The sequence below is a fragment of the Kitasatospora sp. NPDC036755 genome (assembly GCF_040636595.1).
Lineage (GTDB): Bacteria > Actinomycetota > Actinomycetes > Streptomycetales > Streptomycetaceae > Kitasatospora.
The window spans coordinates 1-17,931 of sequence record NZ_JBEZUT010000178.1 but is presented as its reverse complement, the minus strand read 5'-3'; the positions used below and the strand labels follow the sequence as shown (position 1 = coordinate 17,931).

Below are 17,931 nucleotides of genomic sequence, written 5' to 3'. Positions count from 1 at the left end.
GCACGGTCGTCGGCGCGGGTGACGGCGGTGCGCAGCGCCTCCAGCCGGGGGTGCGCCCGACCCGCCCGGACGTCGGCCAGGACCGCGGCGAGGCGGACGCGTTCGGCGCGCAGGCGCTCGACCTCGGCCTGGGCGGCCCGGAAGGCGGCGACGGCCTCCGGCCAGGAGGGGACGGGCTGGGCGGGCGCGGGCTGGGCGGCGGTACCGGCCATGGCTCCGGTGCCGGCCGCCGTTCTGCTGCCGGCCGCCGTCCTGGGCGGCACCCAGTCACCGAGGACCGCGTTCATGCCGCGCAGCGGCGGGAGGCCCGCCTCGGCCCGGGCGGCGGTCTCGTCCTCGGGCAGCCGGCCCCACCAGAAGCGCTCGCTGAACCTCGTCCGGTTGGACTTGTTGCCGAGCACGGCCGCGACCAGTCCCCAGGCGGGAGCTCCGCCGAGCAGCGCCGAGGCGAGGTCGGAGAAGTGGTCGGGGCCGCCGTGCCAGTGCTCGTCCAGGGCGTCGGCGCCGGGCAGTTCGGCGGTGATGTTCTCCACGGCGCCGTTGTTGGAGGAGGTCACCACGATCTCGCGGCCGGTGAGCCGCGGGTCGAGGGCGGAGACGAAGCGCGCGTGGACGCCCTGGCGGTCCTTGCCCCGCCAGGCACGTCCGACGAAGGCCTCCTCGGGCCGTCCGTAGCCCGCCATCACGGCGGCGCGTTCCACCACGAGGGCGGCGACCAGGTCGCGCAGCATGGTGGTCTTGCCGGTGCCGGGCGGGCCGTTGACGGAGAACAGGCCGCCGGCGTCGGCGTCGCCGGCTCCGGTGTCGGCTCCGGCTCCGGTGTCGGCGCGGTCGGCCAGCATCCGGTTGACCGCGAACTGCTGGCTGAGCGCGAGCGGGTGGCGCGCCTTCGCGGGCCAGCGCCCCGCCGGGACGAGCGCCGGATGGACGCCCTCCAGGCCGGCGGTACGGTCCCCGCGCAGATCGGTGCGGGCGCCGACGGGGATGTCCCCGCGGCCGGTCAGATAGGCCTCCAGCGCCGGGCCCAGACCACCGGAACGGCCGTCGTCCAGCGCGGCCCGCACCCGGGCGAGATCCGGCGGCAGCAGGCTGTTCAGGAACGGCTGGGCGGCGGCGGGCTTCGCCTTCGGGTCGCGCGGGCGGTGGACCAGCCGGCTCCGGACCCGGATCGCCCGCGGGTCCAAGTGCTCCTCCACGCCGCAGAGATGGGCGATCTGGGCCGTCAGCGCCACCAGGTCGGCGAGCGCGACCGGGCGGGCGCCGGTGTCCTCCTCCACCCCGTCCACGGACGGCTCCGGCGCGGCCTCCCCGTCCGAACCCTCCTGGCCGTCCGCCCCATCCCCGTCCGGACGGCGGGACGCCGACCACTCGGCGACCCGCCGCACCAGCGGCTCCGTCGCCCCCTGCACGGCAGCCCCGGCGACCTCGCCGAACAGCACGCCGACCGCCGCCACCGCCGCGCCGCCCAGGACCTCCGCGAGCAGCTGCCGCCAGCCGCCCTCCGCCGCGGGCTCCGAGCCCGGCAGGCCCTGGGGCCCCGACGCGTACGGCACCGGCGTCGCGGTCAACCGCCCCACCGCGACCTCGAACGCCTCCCCCAACTCCTCGAACCCGTCCAGCCACCCGACCGCCGACGGCCCCGGGTCGAACAGCCGACCCGTCGCCCAGGCACACGCGGAAACCACCGACGTGTCCTCGACCGGCCGCCCGTGCTCGTCCAGGACGAGCGCGAACATCGCGCTCTTCCCCGACAGCACCAACTCCTCGTCCGGCACCCCCGGATCCGGGTCGGTGCCCTTCGGCAGCACGGCGATCATCGCCCGGCGCAACAGCTCCAGGTCGAACACCCCGCCGTACACCTCGTGCCGCCACACCATCCCGCGCGGCGCCCACCGCGCCGCCGTCTCCGGATGCTCCGGCGCCCACGGCAACACCGGCGCGGCCCGGCCCGCCGCCGGCGTCACATCGACGACGATGACGTCCGACGCCCGGGGCCGACCCGCCCGACGCTTCCTCGGCACCTCCGGAATCGACGGCGGACCGAACAACTCGACCGCCCGCCAGCACTCCAGCAGGCTCTCCACACGCCCGTCCCCACGCCGCACCCCGCCGCCCCCGCCCGCTCGCACTCAGCCACTTCGTGTGCCGAACAACCGGCGGCAGAATCTACCGGATCCCCAGCGCCACGGAACGGCGGACCTCCCGACTCATGACACGATGTCCCCAGGTCTCGCCACCCCGACGGGCCAACCGCCGCAGGCATACGGCCAGTTCGACAAAGAAGCAGCAAAGCCGCCGCATCATCGCAGCTCACGAAGGGTCCTCCCCGCACCCGCGGGGGTCAGCCGGTGGCGCGGGCGTGCACGGGCGCCGGTCGCCTGTCCTCCCCACACCCGCGGGGGTCAGCCGCTGCCGACGGGCAGGAACGTGCCGATCGGGTAGTCCTCCCCGCACCCGCGGGGGTCAGCCGGTCTACGTCGTCAAGCTGGTCGTCGTAGACCCGCCCCCGCGGGGTCGGCCGGGTGCCGGCGGTTCAGCCGGCGCGGCCCTCCTTGATGAGTTTCTGGATGGAGTCGGGGACGGCGGCGCCCTGCTGGACGTGGGAGTCGGGTTGGGCCGGGCCGTAGGTGTGGCGGATCGGGAGGATGCCGCCCCAGGCCTTGCCGTGGTTCCAGTTCCAGTCGTCCTGGTTCTCGTGCTCGGGCTGGGTGATCTGGTGCTTCTTCATCCGCACCGTGGCGTTCTCGGTGAGGCTGACGGAGAGGACGCCGACGGTGGGCGAGTGTTTGCCGTCGCTGTCCATCTCGCCGTTCGGGCCGTCCTTGAGCGGGCGGAGTTCGGCCCACCGGCCGGGGATGACCTGGTCGCTGAGGGCCTCGATCGTCTTCCCGCGCTCGGCTTGGGCGACCTTCTTCGCGATTCCGTCGACCACCACGGAGCGGTAGTTGAGGGAGGTGCTGATCGCGGCTCGTCCGACGACGAGGCCGTCGAGCAGGGTGACGGTCACGCAGACCGGGACTCCGCCCTCGCTCCACAGGTGTTTCAGCGAGGGCGGTGTCGGGTCCGGCCAGTGGATGGAGCCGTGCAGGTAGAGGAGCTTCTGTCCGCCTTCCTCACGGTAGGCGTAGACCATGGGGACGCATTTCGGTCTGATCGCGGCCGGCACGCTGCCGGGTACGGTCTCCAGGTGGGCGACGGTGCAGACGAACCCCTCCTTGAGGATCGCCGCTGACGCCTCCAGGTCCTCCGTCTCCTTCGTCCTCTTGGCGACGGAGGCCGGCATCCGCGGGTCGGCCGGCACCCGCGTGGCCTCGCTCATCCTTCTTCCTTCTCGGCGTCTTCCTGGGCCTTGGCCAGGATGCCCTGTGCCACGCCTTCGGGGTCCTGGCCGTGGAAGGGGCGGCCGAAGAGCCAGTTGTAGAGCATCTCGCGGCAGATCTGCGGCTGGTAGGCGGGGACTTCGTGTCCGGAGTCGGGCAGGGCGACCTGGGTGACGTTGCCGAGGGTGCGGACGAATCCCTTGGGGTGTCCCTGTGCCTGCTGCCAGATCAGCCGTTTGGCCTTGTGCCAGCTGTCGTGCGGCTTCACGATGCCGTCGAGGATCTCCTCGGTGCTCTGGAAGCCGCAGGCGGTGTCGAAGTCCCCGGTGTAGAGGAGGACTTTGTACTTCTCGTTCGCGGTGATGAGTTCGGCGTACAGACCGGAGGCGTCCGCCATGTTGTCGGCCTTCAGATGCTCGGCCACCGGACCGGAGTTGTCCGCACACTGCCAGTCCGCCGTGACGTGCAGTGCGTCCTTGACGGGCCGGCTGTCGAGGTAGGAGGGCAGCGCTCCGATGGACAGCAGGTCGTCCCAGCGCCGTACGTCGTAGGCGTCGAAGTTGCCCCCGTAGGCGAGGACGGCGTTGACGATGCCGTTGCCGAGGTCGGTGGCCTGCTTCAGCTTCTTGGTGTCCTTGTTCTTCTCCCCTTCCTCCAGGACGTCCTTGAACCTGGTGTAGTAGCCGTCCAGGGTGTTCTTCTGGTTCAGGCCGATCAGTCCGGACGCGTAGGCGTAGTCGATCATGACGCGGACCGAGAGTTCCGGCTTGATCCAGCCGTTGCCCACGGCGATCCCCTTCAGTGCGAGGGATGTGCCGGGCTTCTTGCGGTTCTCCTGGTGGATCTTCCAGGCGATCGCCGGCACGTACTTGCCCGCGTAGCTCTCGCCGCAGACGTACAGGGGGCAGTTCTTGTACTCCGGGTACGTCGCGAAGAACTGTTGCAGGGCCTCCCAGAACATCCGGGCGAGGGTCTCCTCGTCCTCGACGTACACGCCCTCGGTCTCGCAGTAGCTGTAGCCGGAGCCGATGGGCTGGTCCCAGTAGACGACGTGGGCTTCCTGGTTCCAGGTGTCGGGGCTCACCGAGATCGTCGCGGCGGCATCGGTGGCGACGCGCAGCGGCCCGTTCTCCATGAACAGCCCGATCAGCGAGGAGGCGCCGGGGCCGCCGTTGAGCCAGATCAACAGTGGTGTGACGTCGACGAGTTCCTGCTGGGCGCGGGCGTCGACGTTGGGGTCGCAGGTCTGGCTCTCGAAGAACCAGTAGAAGAGGTGGCTCTTCTGCGCGCTGCCCGGGCCGTCGACGTCCGCGTACCCGGCGTAGGAGCGGACCGTCTTCGGGGTGCCCTCGTCGTCCTTCTTCGCCGGGTCCGGGTAGAAGTGGATCGTCTGCGTCGCGGAGTTGTTGGCCGGGATCGCGTACACGGGATTGCGGGACACGGTTCACTCTCCGTTCGGGGCCGTGGGCCCGGTCTCCAGCGGAATGTGCCGGGGGTGGAAGCGACGGAAGTTCTCGAACATGTACTCGGTGTGCTCCTCCTCCTGGAGGATTCCGATGCGCTGGCCCATGAGCAGTTGCAGTGCGGGGAACCGCCCCTTTTCGAAGAGCAGGATGTTCAGCGAGCCGCCGTACTGGAAGAAGCCGATCTCCTCCCCCTTTTCCACCTGGACCGGATACTTCCCCGGCACGATGTCCCGGAATTTGTCACGGAACCTCACGGAGCCGATCGAGTTGAGGCCCACCGGCACCAGGGCGACGTAGCCGTCCCCGTCCGGTTCTCCGGTGTGGTCGACGTACGGCGTCCTGATGACGGCGTATCCGCGGCGGAAGTCGTCGAACATGCTGTAGTCGAAGCCGTATCCGACGTTCCCCTTGTTGAGCAGGTCGGGGAAGTCCCGCATCCCGTAGTAGACGCCGCCGATGTCGTCACGGGCTTCCACCACCTCGCCGCCGACCGGGGCGTGGTAGCGGTGGTAGGTGTCCGGCATGAGGATGCACGACACGGCCGTGCCACCGATGAAGCGCTGGGCGAAGTCGGAGCCGTCGAGCAGTTCGCCGACGTTCATGGTGACCGTCTTGACGGGGATCGGCGTGTCCGCCGTGAGCTCGTCGACGATCATGTTGATGACGCAGTCGGTCGGGGCGACGACCACGCTGGGGTCGAGCCTGCCGTCGACCGACCGGGCGCCGGGCGCCAGTTCCCTGATGAAGAACTTGTTGAAGGTCGACCAGTCGCCCGGCTCGTAGTCGGCCATCCGCTTCGGCCCGAGCTCGTCGATCCACTGCCGGACGAGGCTCTCGGACGCGGGGTCGTCCATCTGGAGGCCCTGAAGGTTGGTGAAGTCGGCCAGCACGGCCCGACCGGACCCGGTGGTCACGAACTCCATGCCGGTATCGTTCAGGTAGCTGATCCAGCTGAACTTCTCGATGTAGTCCAGCCCGTCGTGGACGCCCTGCTTCTTGCCCCACGTGTACCAGTCCTCGAAGAACGTGCACAGCTTCTCGATGCCCGCGTTCTGCCAGTCCTCGTAGACCTTTGCCTTCGTGCCTTCCGGGGGCTTCTTCACGGTCTTGATCGCCGCGTCGAACTTCTGCTTGAAGTCGCTCTGCGGGTCGTTGTACAGCTCCCTGACCCGCCTGGTGAATTCGTCGATGGTCTTCGAGGGGGGATCGATGACGTCGGGCACGTCCTGCGTCCTTTCACGTACTGGTGGAGGTGCTGCGGCACCTCCACCAGTACGTCCCGGCCCGCCGGTGACTGCGCCCGCGGTTGCTCCGTTCGTCTGGAAACCGCATCCCGACGGCGGTACGCCGCCGCAGGTGGTCGTGGCCCTGACGACCCGGAGGGGCCGCGGTCCCGCCGGCCGGCCGGGACCCGGGGTCAGCGTGCGTCCGCGAGGAGGAAGTCGAGCAGGATCTGCCGGCTCGTCTGGGAGGTGAGGCTGCCGTACACATCGTCGAACGCGTGGTCGGCGAAGGGCAGTTCCTTCACCTCGACGTCGACGCCCTGCTTCCTCAGCGCGTCGCCGAGGCCGGTGACGGTCTCGGGGCGGGCGCTGCGGTCGCGGTCGCCGACGACGAGCAGGGTGCGGGGCAGGCCGGGGCGGACGTCGGAGGTGGGCGACACCTCGCGGTAGCGGTCCGGGTACTGCTGCGGGGTGCCGCCGGTGTACATCTGCGCCGCCTCGCGGGTCCCGGCCACGTCGTCCTCCCACATCTGCGCGACGTCGGTGCCGGGGTAGAAGCCGATCACGGAGTGCGGGGGCGCCGGGGTGGCGCCCTCGGCGGCCTTGATCGTGCCGTTCTGGAGGCGGTAGGCGGTGTTCATCGCCAGGGTGCCGCCCGCCGACATGCCGCCGAGCGAGATCCGCGCGCCGTCGACGCCGTACGCGTCGGCGTTGCGCTGCACCCAGCCCATGGCGGAGACGAGGTCTTGCGGGGCCTCGTCCCAGGTGGGACGGTCGGGGCCGGACAGGCGGTAGTCGACGGCGAAGACGGCGACGCCGTGGTCGGCGAGCCAGCGGCCGGTGCCGCGCAGGTCGTTCTTGTCGAAGGTGTGGAAACCGCCCGCGTGGGCGAGCACGACGGCCGGGGTCCGCTTGCCCGGGGCCTTCGCGGGCAGGTACGCGTCCACTCGCAGGGGCTCGCCCCCGGGGCTCGCGAACGTCTCGGTCGCGTCCGGCTTCGCCGCGGGGTAGCCGAGTTCGGTGAACACCTGGTGCAGCGAGATGTCGACGCCGGCCTCCCGGGCGGCCTGGAACTGGATTCCGCCGATGACCAGCGCGCCCACGGTGCACAGCGTCGAGACACCGGTGACCACGCGTCCCCAGCGCACCGGGCCGGCCCGCCAGGCCGGCACGGCGAGGCCGGCGGCGACGAGGGCCAGCAGGGCCACGTGGAACGGGTACTGCCCGCCCAGGACCGGCCCGATCACGCCCGCCTTGGGTATCGAGGGAACGTACGCGCCGAGCACGATGGCGACAGCCAGGAACGCGAGGAACGACGCCAGGACGGCGGAGGCGGTCCGCAGGATCCGGGCAGGCCGGCCGGGCCGGACGGACCGGCCGGGCGAGGCGGACCGGCCGGGCGAGGCGGCGGAGCTTCGGGGTGTGGTCATGGCTGTACTCCTGCGATGGTGCGCGAAGCGGTCACCGCCGCCCGCGGAACGTGTCGGGAGCCGCGAGGTCCTCGGAACCGCACTCGGGGGCGGCGAGGACCGGCTCGTACCGAGAACGCTATGAATCCGGCACCCGTACGGGCCTCACACCGCGGAGCCATTCTCCGGGGCAGCTCTCAGGTAGGGGGTCGGAGGGAGACATCCGGGCCGGTGCCGCCGCACCACCGCGGGATCACAGATCGGTGCGGCCGGGAACGACCAGTCCCGTCTCGTAGGCGAGGACTGCGGCCTGGGTGCGGTCCCGCAGCTGCAGCTTTTGCAGGATGCTGCCCATGTGCGTCTTGACGGTCTGCTCGGCGACGACGAGTTCGGCGGCGATCTCCGCGTTGGACAGGCCCCGGGCGACCAGCGTGAGCACCTCGGTCTCGCGGTTGGTGAGGACGTCGATCCGCACCTGGGCGGGCGGTTTCACCGAGCCGCTCAGCCGGGCGAACTCCGTGATGAGCCGCTTGGTGAGCCCGGGCGACAGCAGCGCGTCCCCGGCCGACACGACGCGTACCGCCTCGGCCAGTTCGATCCCGGAGGCGTCCTTGAGGAGGAACCCGCCGGCGCCGGCCCGCAGCGCCTCGTACACGTACTCGTCGAGGTCGAAGGTGGTCAGGACGAGGATCCTGGTCGGCAGGCCTGCCTGCCCGGTGATCCGGCGGGTGGCCTCGATGCCGTTCAGTCCGGGCATCCGGATGTCCATCACGATCACGTCGGGGCGGAGCTCCTCGGCCTTGGCCACCGCGTCCAGGCCGTCCACGGCGGTCGCGATCACCTCGATGCCGGGCTGGGCGCCCAGCAGTACCGAGAATGCCTCGCGAACCATCGCCTGGTCGTCGGCGATCATCACTCGGATCGTCATGCGCTCTGTTCCCTGTCTGTCCGGACGCCTGGGGCGGCGGGCACCGGCAGCAGCGCGGTGACCTCGTAGCCCCCGTCGGGGGTGGTGCCGGCGGAGAACTCCCCACCGAGCATCACGGCACGTTCGCGCATGCCCAGGAGGCCGTGCCCGGCTCCCGGCGAGGGCTCGGCGGCCGCGGTGCCGGGCCCGTTGCGGATCCGCAGCCGCAGGGCGGCGTCAGTGTACGTCAGCTCGACGCGGGCCGCGGCGCCGGGGGCGTGGCGCAGCGTGTTGCTGAGCGCCTCCTGCACGATGCGGTAAGCCGACAGCTCCACGCCCTCGGGCAGCGGGCGGCGCGTCCCGGAGACCACCGCCCGCACGTCGAGCCCGGCCGCGCGCACCCCGGCGAGCAGGTCGTCGAGCCGTTCCAGGGTGGGCTGCGGGGCCTCGGGAGCACGCCCGCCGGGACGGTCCTCGGAGCGCAGCACGCCGAGGAGGCGGCGCAGCTCGGCCAGTCCCTCCAAGGCGCCCGCTCGGATGTCGGCCAGCGCCGCGACCAGTTCCCGGGGCGGGTCCGCGACCCGGTACGGGGCGGCCTCGGCCTGGATGGAGATGACGGACATGTGGTGGGCGACCACGTCGTGCAACTCGCGTGCGATGCGGGCGCGTTCCTCCAGGACGGTGCGGTGCGCCCGCTCCTGCGCGAGGGCCCGCTCCTGCTCCGCGAGCCGGGCGCGGACCTCCCTCGTCCGGCGCACCCCGGTCGCGGCGGCCACGACGAGGGCGAACAGCACCAGCACGATCACCGTGAAGTACCAGGGCCCGATCCGCCCGCCCGCCAGCTGCAGTCCCAGCAGCAGCGCGGTGCTCAGCGCCACCGTCTCGGCCGTCACCCGCGGCGGGTTGCGCAGCGCGACCAGGAACGACAGCCCGGCCTGCACGGCCCACGCCCATCCCGTGTACGGCGCGAAGGGCGGGTACAGCGAGAACACCGGCAGCATCACCAGCGACAGCCACCAGGCCGGCAGCGGCCGGCGCAGCGCCGGCACCAGCAGCGCGGCGTGGAGCATCCCGACGGGCCGCAGCGGGATGTCCTCGGTGGCGGAGACGGCCGCGAAGACGGCCACCGCGACGACCGCGCCGTGCGGCAGCCACCTCAGCAGTCCGGGCCCGTTCATGGGCGGCATGGGCTGCGGGGCCGGGGTGAACAGATCCTTCGTCACGGTGTGCAGCACTCCGCGCACCTGCCGCCTCCCGGTCCTGTCGATACGGTCACTGTTGTCCGGTTCGTCCACCGGACGGCCGCAGTGGGGGCGCTCAGCGGTTCGGACGCTCACGGCGCCTCCTCGGCCCGCACTCGGTCACCACGCTACGGAGCGGACCCGCCGGCCGGCCTCCCGCTGCGGAGCCGTCCTCGGCCTGGCTCTCAGGTATGAGGCGGCACGGGCGCCCGCCTCCGGAGGGACCGCCCGACGGTCTCTTCGCGGCGGCGGTCACCGGTTGTCACACGGCCGACGCCGCACCGCGCCGCCCGAAGGATCCCGGCCATGCTGCTCCTTGCCTGGTGTCCGGCCTGGCGGGCCGACCGGGGTCCGCACGGCTCCCGTCTCGCCCGGCGATGACGACCTGGGCGCTTTCGGTCACCGGTTCCCTGGCCGCTGCCGGCCTTCAATTCGAGATCCATGACCGCACTCCCTCAGTTCTCTGTCCTGCTCTGCCGATGTGCACTGCCGACTGGGGCCGTCAGCCGGTCGCCGCGCGGCGGTCCGACCAGGCTCGCCAGAGTCCGGCGTAGCGGCAGTCGGCCGCGAGCAGTTCGTCGTGGGTTCCCTGTTCGGTGACGACTCCGTCGTCCATCACGAGGATGCGGTCGGCCGACCGCGCCTGGGCCAGCCGATGTGCCACCACGAGTGCGGTACGGCCTCGCATCGCCGCTTCGGCAGCCTTCTCCAGCAGGAGGGCGCCCGCCGACCCGGCCTCCGCGGTGGCCTCGTCCAGCACGACGAACCACGGGTCACTCAACACGATGCGGGCCAGAGCGAGTTGCTGGATCCGGTCCGGTGTCAGGTGATGCCCCTGGTCGCCGATGACCGTGTCCAGGCCGCCGGGAAGCGCCATGACCCAGCGGTCGGCCAGCACCACGGTCAGGGCGTGCCGGACCTCGTCGTCCGAAGCCCCGGGCCTCACCAGTGTGAGCGATTCCCGCACGGTCCCGGCGAAGACGTGTACGTCCTGGGTCACCAGGAAGACCCCCGGGCCCGCCCCGCTCCGCTCGGTGCCGTGGGGAACGCCGGCCGCCGTCACCGTGCCCCGCGTCGGCCGGAGCACCCCGGCGGCGATCGCGCCCAACGTCGTCTTGCCGGCTCCGGTGGCACCGACGAGAGCGACCCGCTCACCGGCGGCGATCCGCAGGTCGACATCGCGCAGGACCGGTTTGCCCGGCACGTACTCGTGGCTGATCCCCGAGAGGACGACGTCCCCCGGCCTGGTGGCCGAACGGGGCTCAGGGGCGGCCGGCATCGTCGCGATGCCGACGAGCCGTGCCAGCGAGGAGCCGATCGCCTGGAACTGGTCGAAGGTGAAGAGCAGTCCTCCGATGGGAGTGAAGAGGCGGAGGAAGTACAGCGCTGCGGCCGTGACGGCGCCGACGGTGGTGAGGTCGTGGTGCACGAGGAGGAACCCGAGACCGAGGATGACGGCCAGTCCGAAGAACTCCGCCAGGTTGTTCCGGTTCAGGAAGCGGAGCGTGAGCCGGTACATGGAGACCGACACACCGACGGCACCGTTCGAGGTGTCCTCGATCCTCCGGAGCAGTCCGCCCCCGAGCCCGAAGGCTCGGGCCGTCGGAGCCGCGTCGAGGCCCACGAGGAGCGCCTCGGCGCGCTCTCCCTGCGCGACCTTCTGCTCCCGGTACAACCGCTCGGAGCGCGGCAGGAACCACCTCAGTCCGACGGCGTACAGCGGGGTCGCCATGAGCATGGCCAGCCCCAGACGCCAGTCCAGGGCCAGCACACCCACAGAGGTGAACGCAACGGTGACGGCCGAGTTCAGAACGATCGGTACGACGTGGTTCAGCCCTTCCGACACGGTCCGCACGTCGTCGGACAGCCGGGAGAGCAGGTCTCCGGTGCCGGCCCGCTCGATCCGGTCCGCGGGCAGGTGCAGCGCCCGGACGAGCACGCGCTCCCGCAACTCGGCCAGGGCCGGCTCCCCCGCCCGGGCCAGCGCGGCCACCGCCAGGCCTCCGAGCAGCGCGGACGCCACCGTCGCGGCAGCAATGACCAGCGCTGAGGAGACGATGGTGTCCCGGCCCGCCCGGATGTCATCGACGATCGTTCCCAGGATCCAGGGCGCCACGAGGCCGGAGGCGCTCCCCAGCACGATCGCGACGGCCGTGGTCACGGTCGCCCGCCGGCTGCCGTTGCCCCATGCCATGCGGCCGAGGAAGGCGAGGGTCTCCCGTTGGGTTCCGATCGGCAGCAGGTCCCGGCTCACCGCAGCACCAGCTCCTGGTAGGCGGGCCTGCCGAGCAGTTCCTGGTGGGTGCCCTCCTCGACAACACGGCCGCCCGCCACGAACACCACGCGCTCCGCCTGCGCGAGCAGTGCGGGGCTCGTGGTGATGATCCACGTGACGCGCTTGCTCGCCGAGCCGTGGCGCAGGGCGCTGATTCCGCGGGCGATGTGCTGTTCGGTGACCGCGTCCACCGCGGTGGTCGGGTTGTCGAGCAGCAGGGCCGGAGGATCGGCCGCCAGCGCTCTGGCCAGAGCGATCCTCTGCCGTTGGCCGCCGGAATAGGTCGCCCCCGAGGGTGTCACCCGCTGGTCCAGGCCCTTCTCGTCGAGATCGGTGATGTCCTGTGCCGAGGCCGCATCGAGGATGTCCAGGAGTGCGGCGTCGCTGTGCCGGCTGTCCGGGTCGAGGTTGCTGCGCAACGTTCCTTCCAGGAGTTCGGTGTGGTGGGGGTTCACCAAACGGCGCTGGGCGCGTGCTCGCAGGCTCAGGTCGCCGATCGCGACGCCGTCGAGCAGGACCTCACCGGTGATGTCCGCGCCGTGTGTCTCACCGGTGAGCAGGCCCACGAGGGTCTGGGTGGCTGCCGGATCGTCCACGACCAGGCAGAGCAGTTCACCCGGCCGGGAGGCGAGGGTGAACCCGTTCAGGGCACCGGCGGTCACGTTGTCGAGGGAGACTGCCGGGACCTGGCCGAGCGGCGGCTCCGCGAAGCCATCGGCCAACAGGGGCGGCGCGTGCAGGAAGTCGACGATCCGGGACGCCGAGGCGTACGCGGCCGCGATGTTCGCGCCGATCCGGCCGAGGGCCTGGACGGGCACCGCGAGGAACTGGGTGAGGCCGACGATGGCGACCAGCTGTCCGACGGTGATGGCGCCTTCCAGCGCCCGTTTGCCCGCGAGCAGGGTGACGCCGGCCAGGAAGAGGCCGCTGAGCACGGTGGTGACGCCCTCCAGGACGCCGTGGGAGCCGGCGAGCCGGATACCGGCCGCTCTGGCGGCCTGGCTCCGCACCCGGTAGCGTGCGGCGGCTTCGTCCTCCGCGCCGATGCCCTTGAGGACCCGCATTCCGCGCACCAGGTCCGCCGCCGTGCCGCTGCTTCTGGCGATCTCCGTGCGCTGGTCGCGGTCGCGGCGGGACAGCACGGGCGTGACGAACTGGATGATCCCCAGCACCAGCGGTACGCCGAGCAGCACCGCGAGCCCGATCGCGATGTCGATGCGCAACAGGACGGCGGCGCTCACCAGCACCGCGACCGCCGAGGCGAACGTATTGCCCATGGACCGGGTCAGGCCGCCCACACTCGCCGTGTCGACGGTGGCCAGGGAGAGGGTGCCGCCGGAGAGGGTACCGGTGCGCGCACCGAGCGGCCGCAGTACGTGGTGGGCGATCTCGCCCCGGAGCCGGTGGTTCTCCCGCTGATCGATCCGGAACGCGTCCGCGGCACCCCAGCGGTAGGTGAACATCAGCGAGGCGAACACCCCGGCCAGCACGCTCCCCCACAGGGCGAGGGTGGTGACGCTCCCCCCTGCCACCGCATGGTCGATGACCAGGCCGACCACCACCGGCACCATCGCCTCGGAGAGCTGCCACGCCGCCAGCAGGCCGAAGGAGCGCGCCACACCGGCTCTGTTGCGGCGGATCCCCCGGAGCAACAGCTGCCGCGCGGAAGCGGGGACCGGTGCGGCCCCGGTCCGGTCCGGTGCGTCGGTGGTCGACGCCGTCATGGTGGCGGACCGCTTCGCGCGATGAGACTCAACTTCTCCACACCTCCGTGTGTCGACAAGGGAACGCGGCACCCGGTTGTGACGTCCGGCCGCCATTTCGGGAATCGGGGCAGCCGGCCGGCCGGCCGGTGTGCCACGAGCAGCGCCTGGTTGACGTCCTCCTGGTCGTCCTCGCAGCTCCCGCTGAGCAGGACGCGGTCGCGGGGATTCGAGTCAGCGCAGCACCGCCCGCTCAAAGCAGCCTTTCAGCCGCGTCACGGGTTCCTCCCGTGATGCCTTCGTCAGCCCGTCCTCAGATGTTCGCCCTCGAAACAATGCGTGCGCGCCTGCCCCGAGAGGCAAAGCTTCGTACACACCCGAACACTCGGGCCTTCCATTGCGGACACCATTCCCGAACTGACGAGATCGCCACTTCGACCCACCGGGAGGCTCAGCGCCCGCACACCATCACTTCATCCCATCCGCCGCCACGTCAAGCCCCTTGCCTGATGAACGACTTCATGGACCGATGGAACAAATCGCCTCATAGGTCGGCAGATTCACCCCAGTGCGGCCCCGATGATCTCGACATGGTCGCCTCTCAGTGCAATGTGACGTACCATCGAATCCCGTGACGATGCGTCACATCCATGTCAGCCAGGTCACGGATCCACCGACCGATGCCCCGCCCGGGCTGCACATCCAGCTCTTCAAGAAATCGTCAGCCGACAGCCCGGAAAGAAGTGCTCACGCCATCCGAAACCCGCGCGAGGCGAACCCGCCCTACGATCGCTTCCGATTTCCGGTGAATTCCGCGCCACCTTCAGCCACCCCGGGGGTTCCGGCACACAGTCAGGAGAGATGTGACGTGGCCGAGCTGAACGGCCGCCTGGCGGCACTGTGGACCGAACTCCTCAGGCGTGAAGAAGTCACCGCAGACACGGACTTCTTCACCTGCGGCGGCACGTCGATCGTGGCCGTGTACCTCGCGGCCGAGATCCAGGAGAACCTCCGGGTCGAAGTCGACGCGGCCGAGGTCATCACCCATCCCACGTTCGGCGCCCTCGCCTCGCTCGTCAACGAGCGGCTGCTGGAGGAGGCGGCCTGAGGCTTCGCAGCGGCCGCCGTCACTGGCACAGCGTTCGGCCGGCCGGCCGAGGAGCACGCAACTGCTCCCCAGCACCTTCCTCATCGGGTCCGGCACGGGCAGCGATCGGCGCCGCCCTGGGGCCTGCCGCACGCACAGCCGCGACGCGGCGGCCGGATCCGGGCAGCAGGCCAGGACCAGCGCGTGTCCCGGCCTCTCCTGGAACATCCGGAGGACCCGTCCTGTCGCAGCCTCCCCATCGGCAGCGGGCCCCACGACACGGGCCGCCCTGGCAGGACACGGTCGACACCGAGCACCGGGACCATCAGGACGTCGGTGCCGCTGCGAACGCCACCGCCCTCCCCGTGCCGGGCGACAGGGCCGACGCCCACACCCGGCGACCCTCCGGCCGGACCGCCACCGGCACCGGCACCGGCACCACCGTGCTCGCGGACGGCCCTCGGCCCCGGTGCGGGCTGCCGCACCGGGGCCGAGGGGCGTTCACGTTACTTCGGTGCCTTGCGGCAGGCGTCCGCCGCGGTGACGGCGGGAACGTAGTCGTCCCGCATGAGGTGGTAGCAGTCCTTGAACGCCGCTTCGCCTCCGCCCGCGGCGGTCTTGCAGGCGTCCTCCACGAGTTCCTTGGTGGCGTTCGACTCCCTGTTCGTCACGTGACTGGTGCACCCCTGCACGGTCGCGCTCGCGGCGGGGGCCGCGGCGACGAGCCCGCCCAGGGCGATGGAGAGGGTGCCGCCAGTGGCAGCGATACGTCGGGCCAGCCTCATGATGATCAGATCTTTCCGGGAAAGGTGACTTGGCGGGTCGAAGAGGGCGTAGTCCGCCCAAAGGTGCCGACCCGGGACATGTTCTACCGAACCGTCGGCGTCGCCTGTCCGGATGCCGCGCCGATACCCGGCCGGGATCACTCGAATTTGCGAGCCGGGAGGCGGAGGATTGACGGAGCGTCCTGGGGCCCGCCGACGGTGAGGTGCCGCGGCCGGAGTTCGGGGCCGACAGCGCGACGGCCACCGCGGAGCCGGAGACTTCCCCATCACGATCGTCGGCGCACGGGGTCAAAACGCAGGTGGCGCCGCGGGAGCGGCGCCACCTGTGGCCGGCTGTTCAGTTGTTCATCGTCGGGTCAGCTGTGACGGCCCGGCCTGCGGTAGGCGACGAAGCAGAGGGTGCCGCCGCCGAGGACGGCGATGGCTCCCAGGACGGAGACGAGCGTGTTCGAGGAGGAGGCGCCGGTGTGCGGCAGGGTGCCGCTCGGCGACGCGGTCGGGTGGTGGGTCGGGCTGTGCGACGGGGGCCCGGAGTGTGTCCCGGACGGCTTCGGTGTCGGGGAGTTGGTCGGACTCGGTGACGCGGTCGGGCTCGGTGACGCGGTCGGGGACGGGGAGGCGGTGGGTGAGGGGGAAGTGCTCTGGGGGGTGACGCCCATGTCGAGGTCGAGGACGTGCTGGCCGCCGGTGACGGTCACGGACCGGGTGATCCCGGTGGCCGGGTCGGCGGAGGACTGCTTGGTCGGGTCGGTGCCCTGGGACTGCTTGGACACCCTGGCGCCCTTGGGCAGGGTCGACAGGTCGAACTGCACCTGGTAGGTGCCGTCCGGGAGGCTGTCGAACAGGTAGCGGCCGGTGGAGTCGGTGACGGTGCTGATCGGCTTGCCGTCGGCGTTCAGCACCGGCTTGCCGTTGCCGTCCAGGAGGTTGACCTTCACGCCCGCCACGCCGGTGTCGTTGCCCTGCTGGATGCCGGAGTCGTTCTTGTCGAGCCAGACGAAGTCACCGATCGAGTTGACCGGCTTCGGCGCTTCGACGATGCCCATGTCGAGGTCGAGGAGGCGCTGGCCGCCGGTGACGGTCACGGACCGGGTGATCCCGGTGACCGGGTCGGCGGAGGACTGCTTGGCGGGGTCGGTGCCCTGGGACTGCTTGGACACCGAGGCGCCCGGAGGCAGCGTCAGCAGGTCGAACTGGACCTGGTAGCTGCCGTCGGGGAGGTTGTCGAACAGGTACTTGCCGTCGGCGTCGGTGACGGTGCTGATCGGCTTGCCATTGGCGTCGAGGACGGGCTTGCCGTTGCCGTCCAGGAGGTTGACCTGGATACCCTGGACGCCGATGTCGTTGCCCTGCTGGACGCCCGACTGGTTCTGGTCGAGCCAGACGAAGTCACCGATCGCGTTGTTGTTCTTCGGCGGCTCGACGATGCCCATGTCGAGGTCGAGGACGTGCTGGCCGCCGGTGACGGTCACGGACCGGGTGATCCCGGTGGCCGGGTCGGCGGAGGACTGCTTGGCGGGGTCGGTGCCCTGGGACTGCTTGGAGACCTTGGCGCCCGGCGGCAGGGTCGACAGGTCGAACTGCACCTGGTAGCTGCCGTCCGGCAGGCTGTCGAACAGGTACTTGCCGTCGGCGTCGGTGACGGTGCTGATCGGCTTGCCGTCAGCGTTCAGCACCGGCTTGCCGTTGCCGTCCAGGAGGTTGACCTTCACCCCCGCCACGCCGGTGTCGTCGCCCTGCTGGATGCCGGAGTCGTTCCGGTCCAGCCAGACGAAGTCACCGATCGAGTTGACCGGCTTCGGCGCTTCGACGATGCCCATGTCGAGGTCGAGGATGCGCTGGCCGCCGGAGACCGTCACCGACCGGGTGACCCCGGTGACCGGGTCGGCGGAGGACTGCTTGGTCGGGTCGGTGCCCTGGGACTGCTTGGACACCGAGGCGCCCGGCGGCAGCGTCACCAGGTCGAACTGCACCTGGTAGCTGCCGTCCGGCAGGCCGTCGAACAGGTACCGGCCGTTGGCGTCGGTGACCGTGGTGATCGGCTTGCCGTCTGCGTCCAGCACCGGCTTGCCGCTGCCGTCCAGGAGGTTGACCCGGATGCCCTGGACGCCGATGTCGTTGCCCTGCTGGATGCCCGACTGGTTCTGGTCGAGCCAGACGAAGTCACCGATCGCGTTGTTGTTCCTGGGCGGCTCGACGATGCCCATGTCGAGGTCGAGGATGCGCTGGCCGCCGGAGACCGTCACCGGCTGGGTGCGTCCGGTGTCCGGGTCGGCGGAGGACTGCTTGGTCGGGTCGGTGCCCTGGCGCTGCTTGGACACCTTGGCGCCCGGCGGCAGGGTCGACAGGTCGAACTGGACCTCGTAGGTGCCGTCGGGCAGGTTGTCGAACAGGTACTTGCCGTTGGCGTCCGTGACCGCGGTGACGGGCTTGCCGTCCTTGTCGCGGATGAGCTGGCCGTTGCCGTCCAGCAGGTTGACCGTCACGCCCGCGACGCCGGTGTCGTTGCCCTGCT

Annotated in this window: 11 protein-coding genes and 1 pseudogene; 1 reads left to right on the top strand and 11 read right to left on the bottom strand. The window is 71.0% G+C overall.

What is annotated here, in order from left to right; all coding sequences use genetic code 11:
• From AB0E96_RS24825 to AB0E96_RS24785, 9 genes and pseudogenes are all read right to left on the bottom strand, one after another.
• Positions 1 to 1,964 (bottom strand): annotated as a pseudogene (locus tag AB0E96_RS24825) (hypothetical protein); the annotation flags it as partial.
• A 569-nt stretch (positions 1,965 to 2,533) separates the two neighbouring features.
• Complete coding sequence (locus tag AB0E96_RS24820) at positions 2,534 to 3,319, bottom strand: pyridoxamine 5'-phosphate oxidase family protein (protein WP_359827435.1); 786 nt, start codon at positions 3,317 to 3,319, stop codon at positions 2,534 to 2,536.
• Positions 3,316 to 4,761, bottom strand: coding sequence for a hypothetical protein (locus AB0E96_RS24815; protein ID WP_359827433.1), 1,446 nt, complete (start codon positions 4,759 to 4,761; stop codon positions 3,316 to 3,318). Before AB0E96_RS24815 ends, AB0E96_RS24820 begins: the two co-directional genes overlap by 4 nt.
• Before the next feature lie 3 nt (positions 4,762 to 4,764).
• Entirely contained in the window at positions 4,765 to 6,009 is a 1,245-nt protein-coding gene (locus tag AB0E96_RS24810; protein WP_359827431.1) for a phosphatidylserine decarboxylase, read from the bottom strand.
• A 194-nt stretch (positions 6,010 to 6,203) separates the two neighbouring features.
• The gene (locus AB0E96_RS24805) at positions 6,204 to 7,439 is read right to left on the bottom strand and encodes an alpha/beta hydrolase (protein ID WP_359827429.1); all 1,236 of its coding nucleotides are present in this window, start codon (positions 7,437 to 7,439) and stop codon (positions 6,204 to 6,206) included.
• A 232-nt stretch (positions 7,440 to 7,671) separates the two neighbouring features.
• Positions 7,672 to 8,346, bottom strand: coding sequence for a response regulator transcription factor (locus AB0E96_RS24800; protein WP_359827427.1), 675 nt, complete (start codon positions 8,344 to 8,346; stop codon positions 7,672 to 7,674).
• Positions 8,343 to 9,548, bottom strand: coding sequence for a sensor histidine kinase (locus AB0E96_RS24795; protein WP_359827426.1), 1,206 nt, complete (start codon positions 9,546 to 9,548; stop codon positions 8,343 to 8,345). Before AB0E96_RS24795 ends, AB0E96_RS24800 begins: the two co-directional genes overlap by 4 nt.
• 520 nt (positions 9,549 to 10,068) lie before the next feature.
• Positions 10,069 to 11,820 carry an ABC transporter ATP-binding protein gene (locus AB0E96_RS24790; RefSeq protein ID WP_359827425.1) on the bottom strand — a complete coding sequence of 584 codons (1,752 nt, stop codon included), beginning with the start codon at positions 11,818 to 11,820 and terminating at the stop codon, positions 10,069 to 10,071.
• Entirely contained in the window at positions 11,817 to 13,460 is a 1,644-nt protein-coding gene (locus tag AB0E96_RS24785; RefSeq protein ID WP_359827423.1) for an ABC transporter ATP-binding protein, read from the bottom strand. The genes AB0E96_RS24790 and AB0E96_RS24785 overlap by 4 nt, the downstream gene beginning before the upstream one ends.
• 721 nt (positions 13,461 to 14,181) lie before the next feature.
• Here AB0E96_RS24785 and AB0E96_RS24780 point away from each other — a divergent pair.
• Complete coding sequence (locus tag AB0E96_RS24780) at positions 14,182 to 14,652, top strand: phosphopantetheine-binding protein (protein WP_359827437.1); 471 nt, start codon at positions 14,182 to 14,184, stop codon at positions 14,650 to 14,652.
• A gap of 485 nt (positions 14,653 to 15,137) precedes the next feature.
• Here AB0E96_RS24780 and AB0E96_RS24775 read toward each other — a convergent pair whose 3' ends face one another.
• Positions 15,138 to 15,416: a hypothetical protein gene (locus tag AB0E96_RS24775; protein WP_359827421.1), complete on the bottom strand. Its 279-nt coding sequence runs from the start codon at positions 15,414 to 15,416 to the stop codon at positions 15,138 to 15,140.
• Positions 15,417 to 15,772: 356 nt separating this feature from the next.
• Positions 15,773 to 17,931: SdrD B-like domain-containing protein (locus AB0E96_RS24770; protein WP_359827420.1), on the bottom strand; the 2,159-nt coding region annotated here is incomplete at its 5' end.

Bases quoted from the DNA above. Each gene is read 5' to 3' on its own strand.
- AB0E96_RS24820 (WP_359827435.1), bottom strand. From the start codon at position 3,319: ATGAGCGAGGCCACGCGGGTGCCGGCCGACCCGCGGATGCCGGCCTCC.
- AB0E96_RS24805 (WP_359827429.1), bottom strand. From the start codon at position 7,439: ATGACCACACCCCGAAGCTCCGCCGCCTCGCCCGGCCGGTCCGCCTCG.
- AB0E96_RS24800 (WP_359827427.1), bottom strand. From the start codon at position 8,346: ATGACGATCCGAGTGATGATCGCCGACGACCAGGCGATGGTTCGCGAG.
- AB0E96_RS24780 (WP_359827437.1), top strand. From the start codon at position 14,182: ATGCGTCACATCCATGTCAGCCAGGTCACGGATCCACCGACCGATGCC.
- AB0E96_RS24775 (WP_359827421.1), bottom strand. From the start codon at position 15,416: ATGAGGCTGGCCCGACGTATCGCTGCCACTGGCGGCACCCTCTCCATC.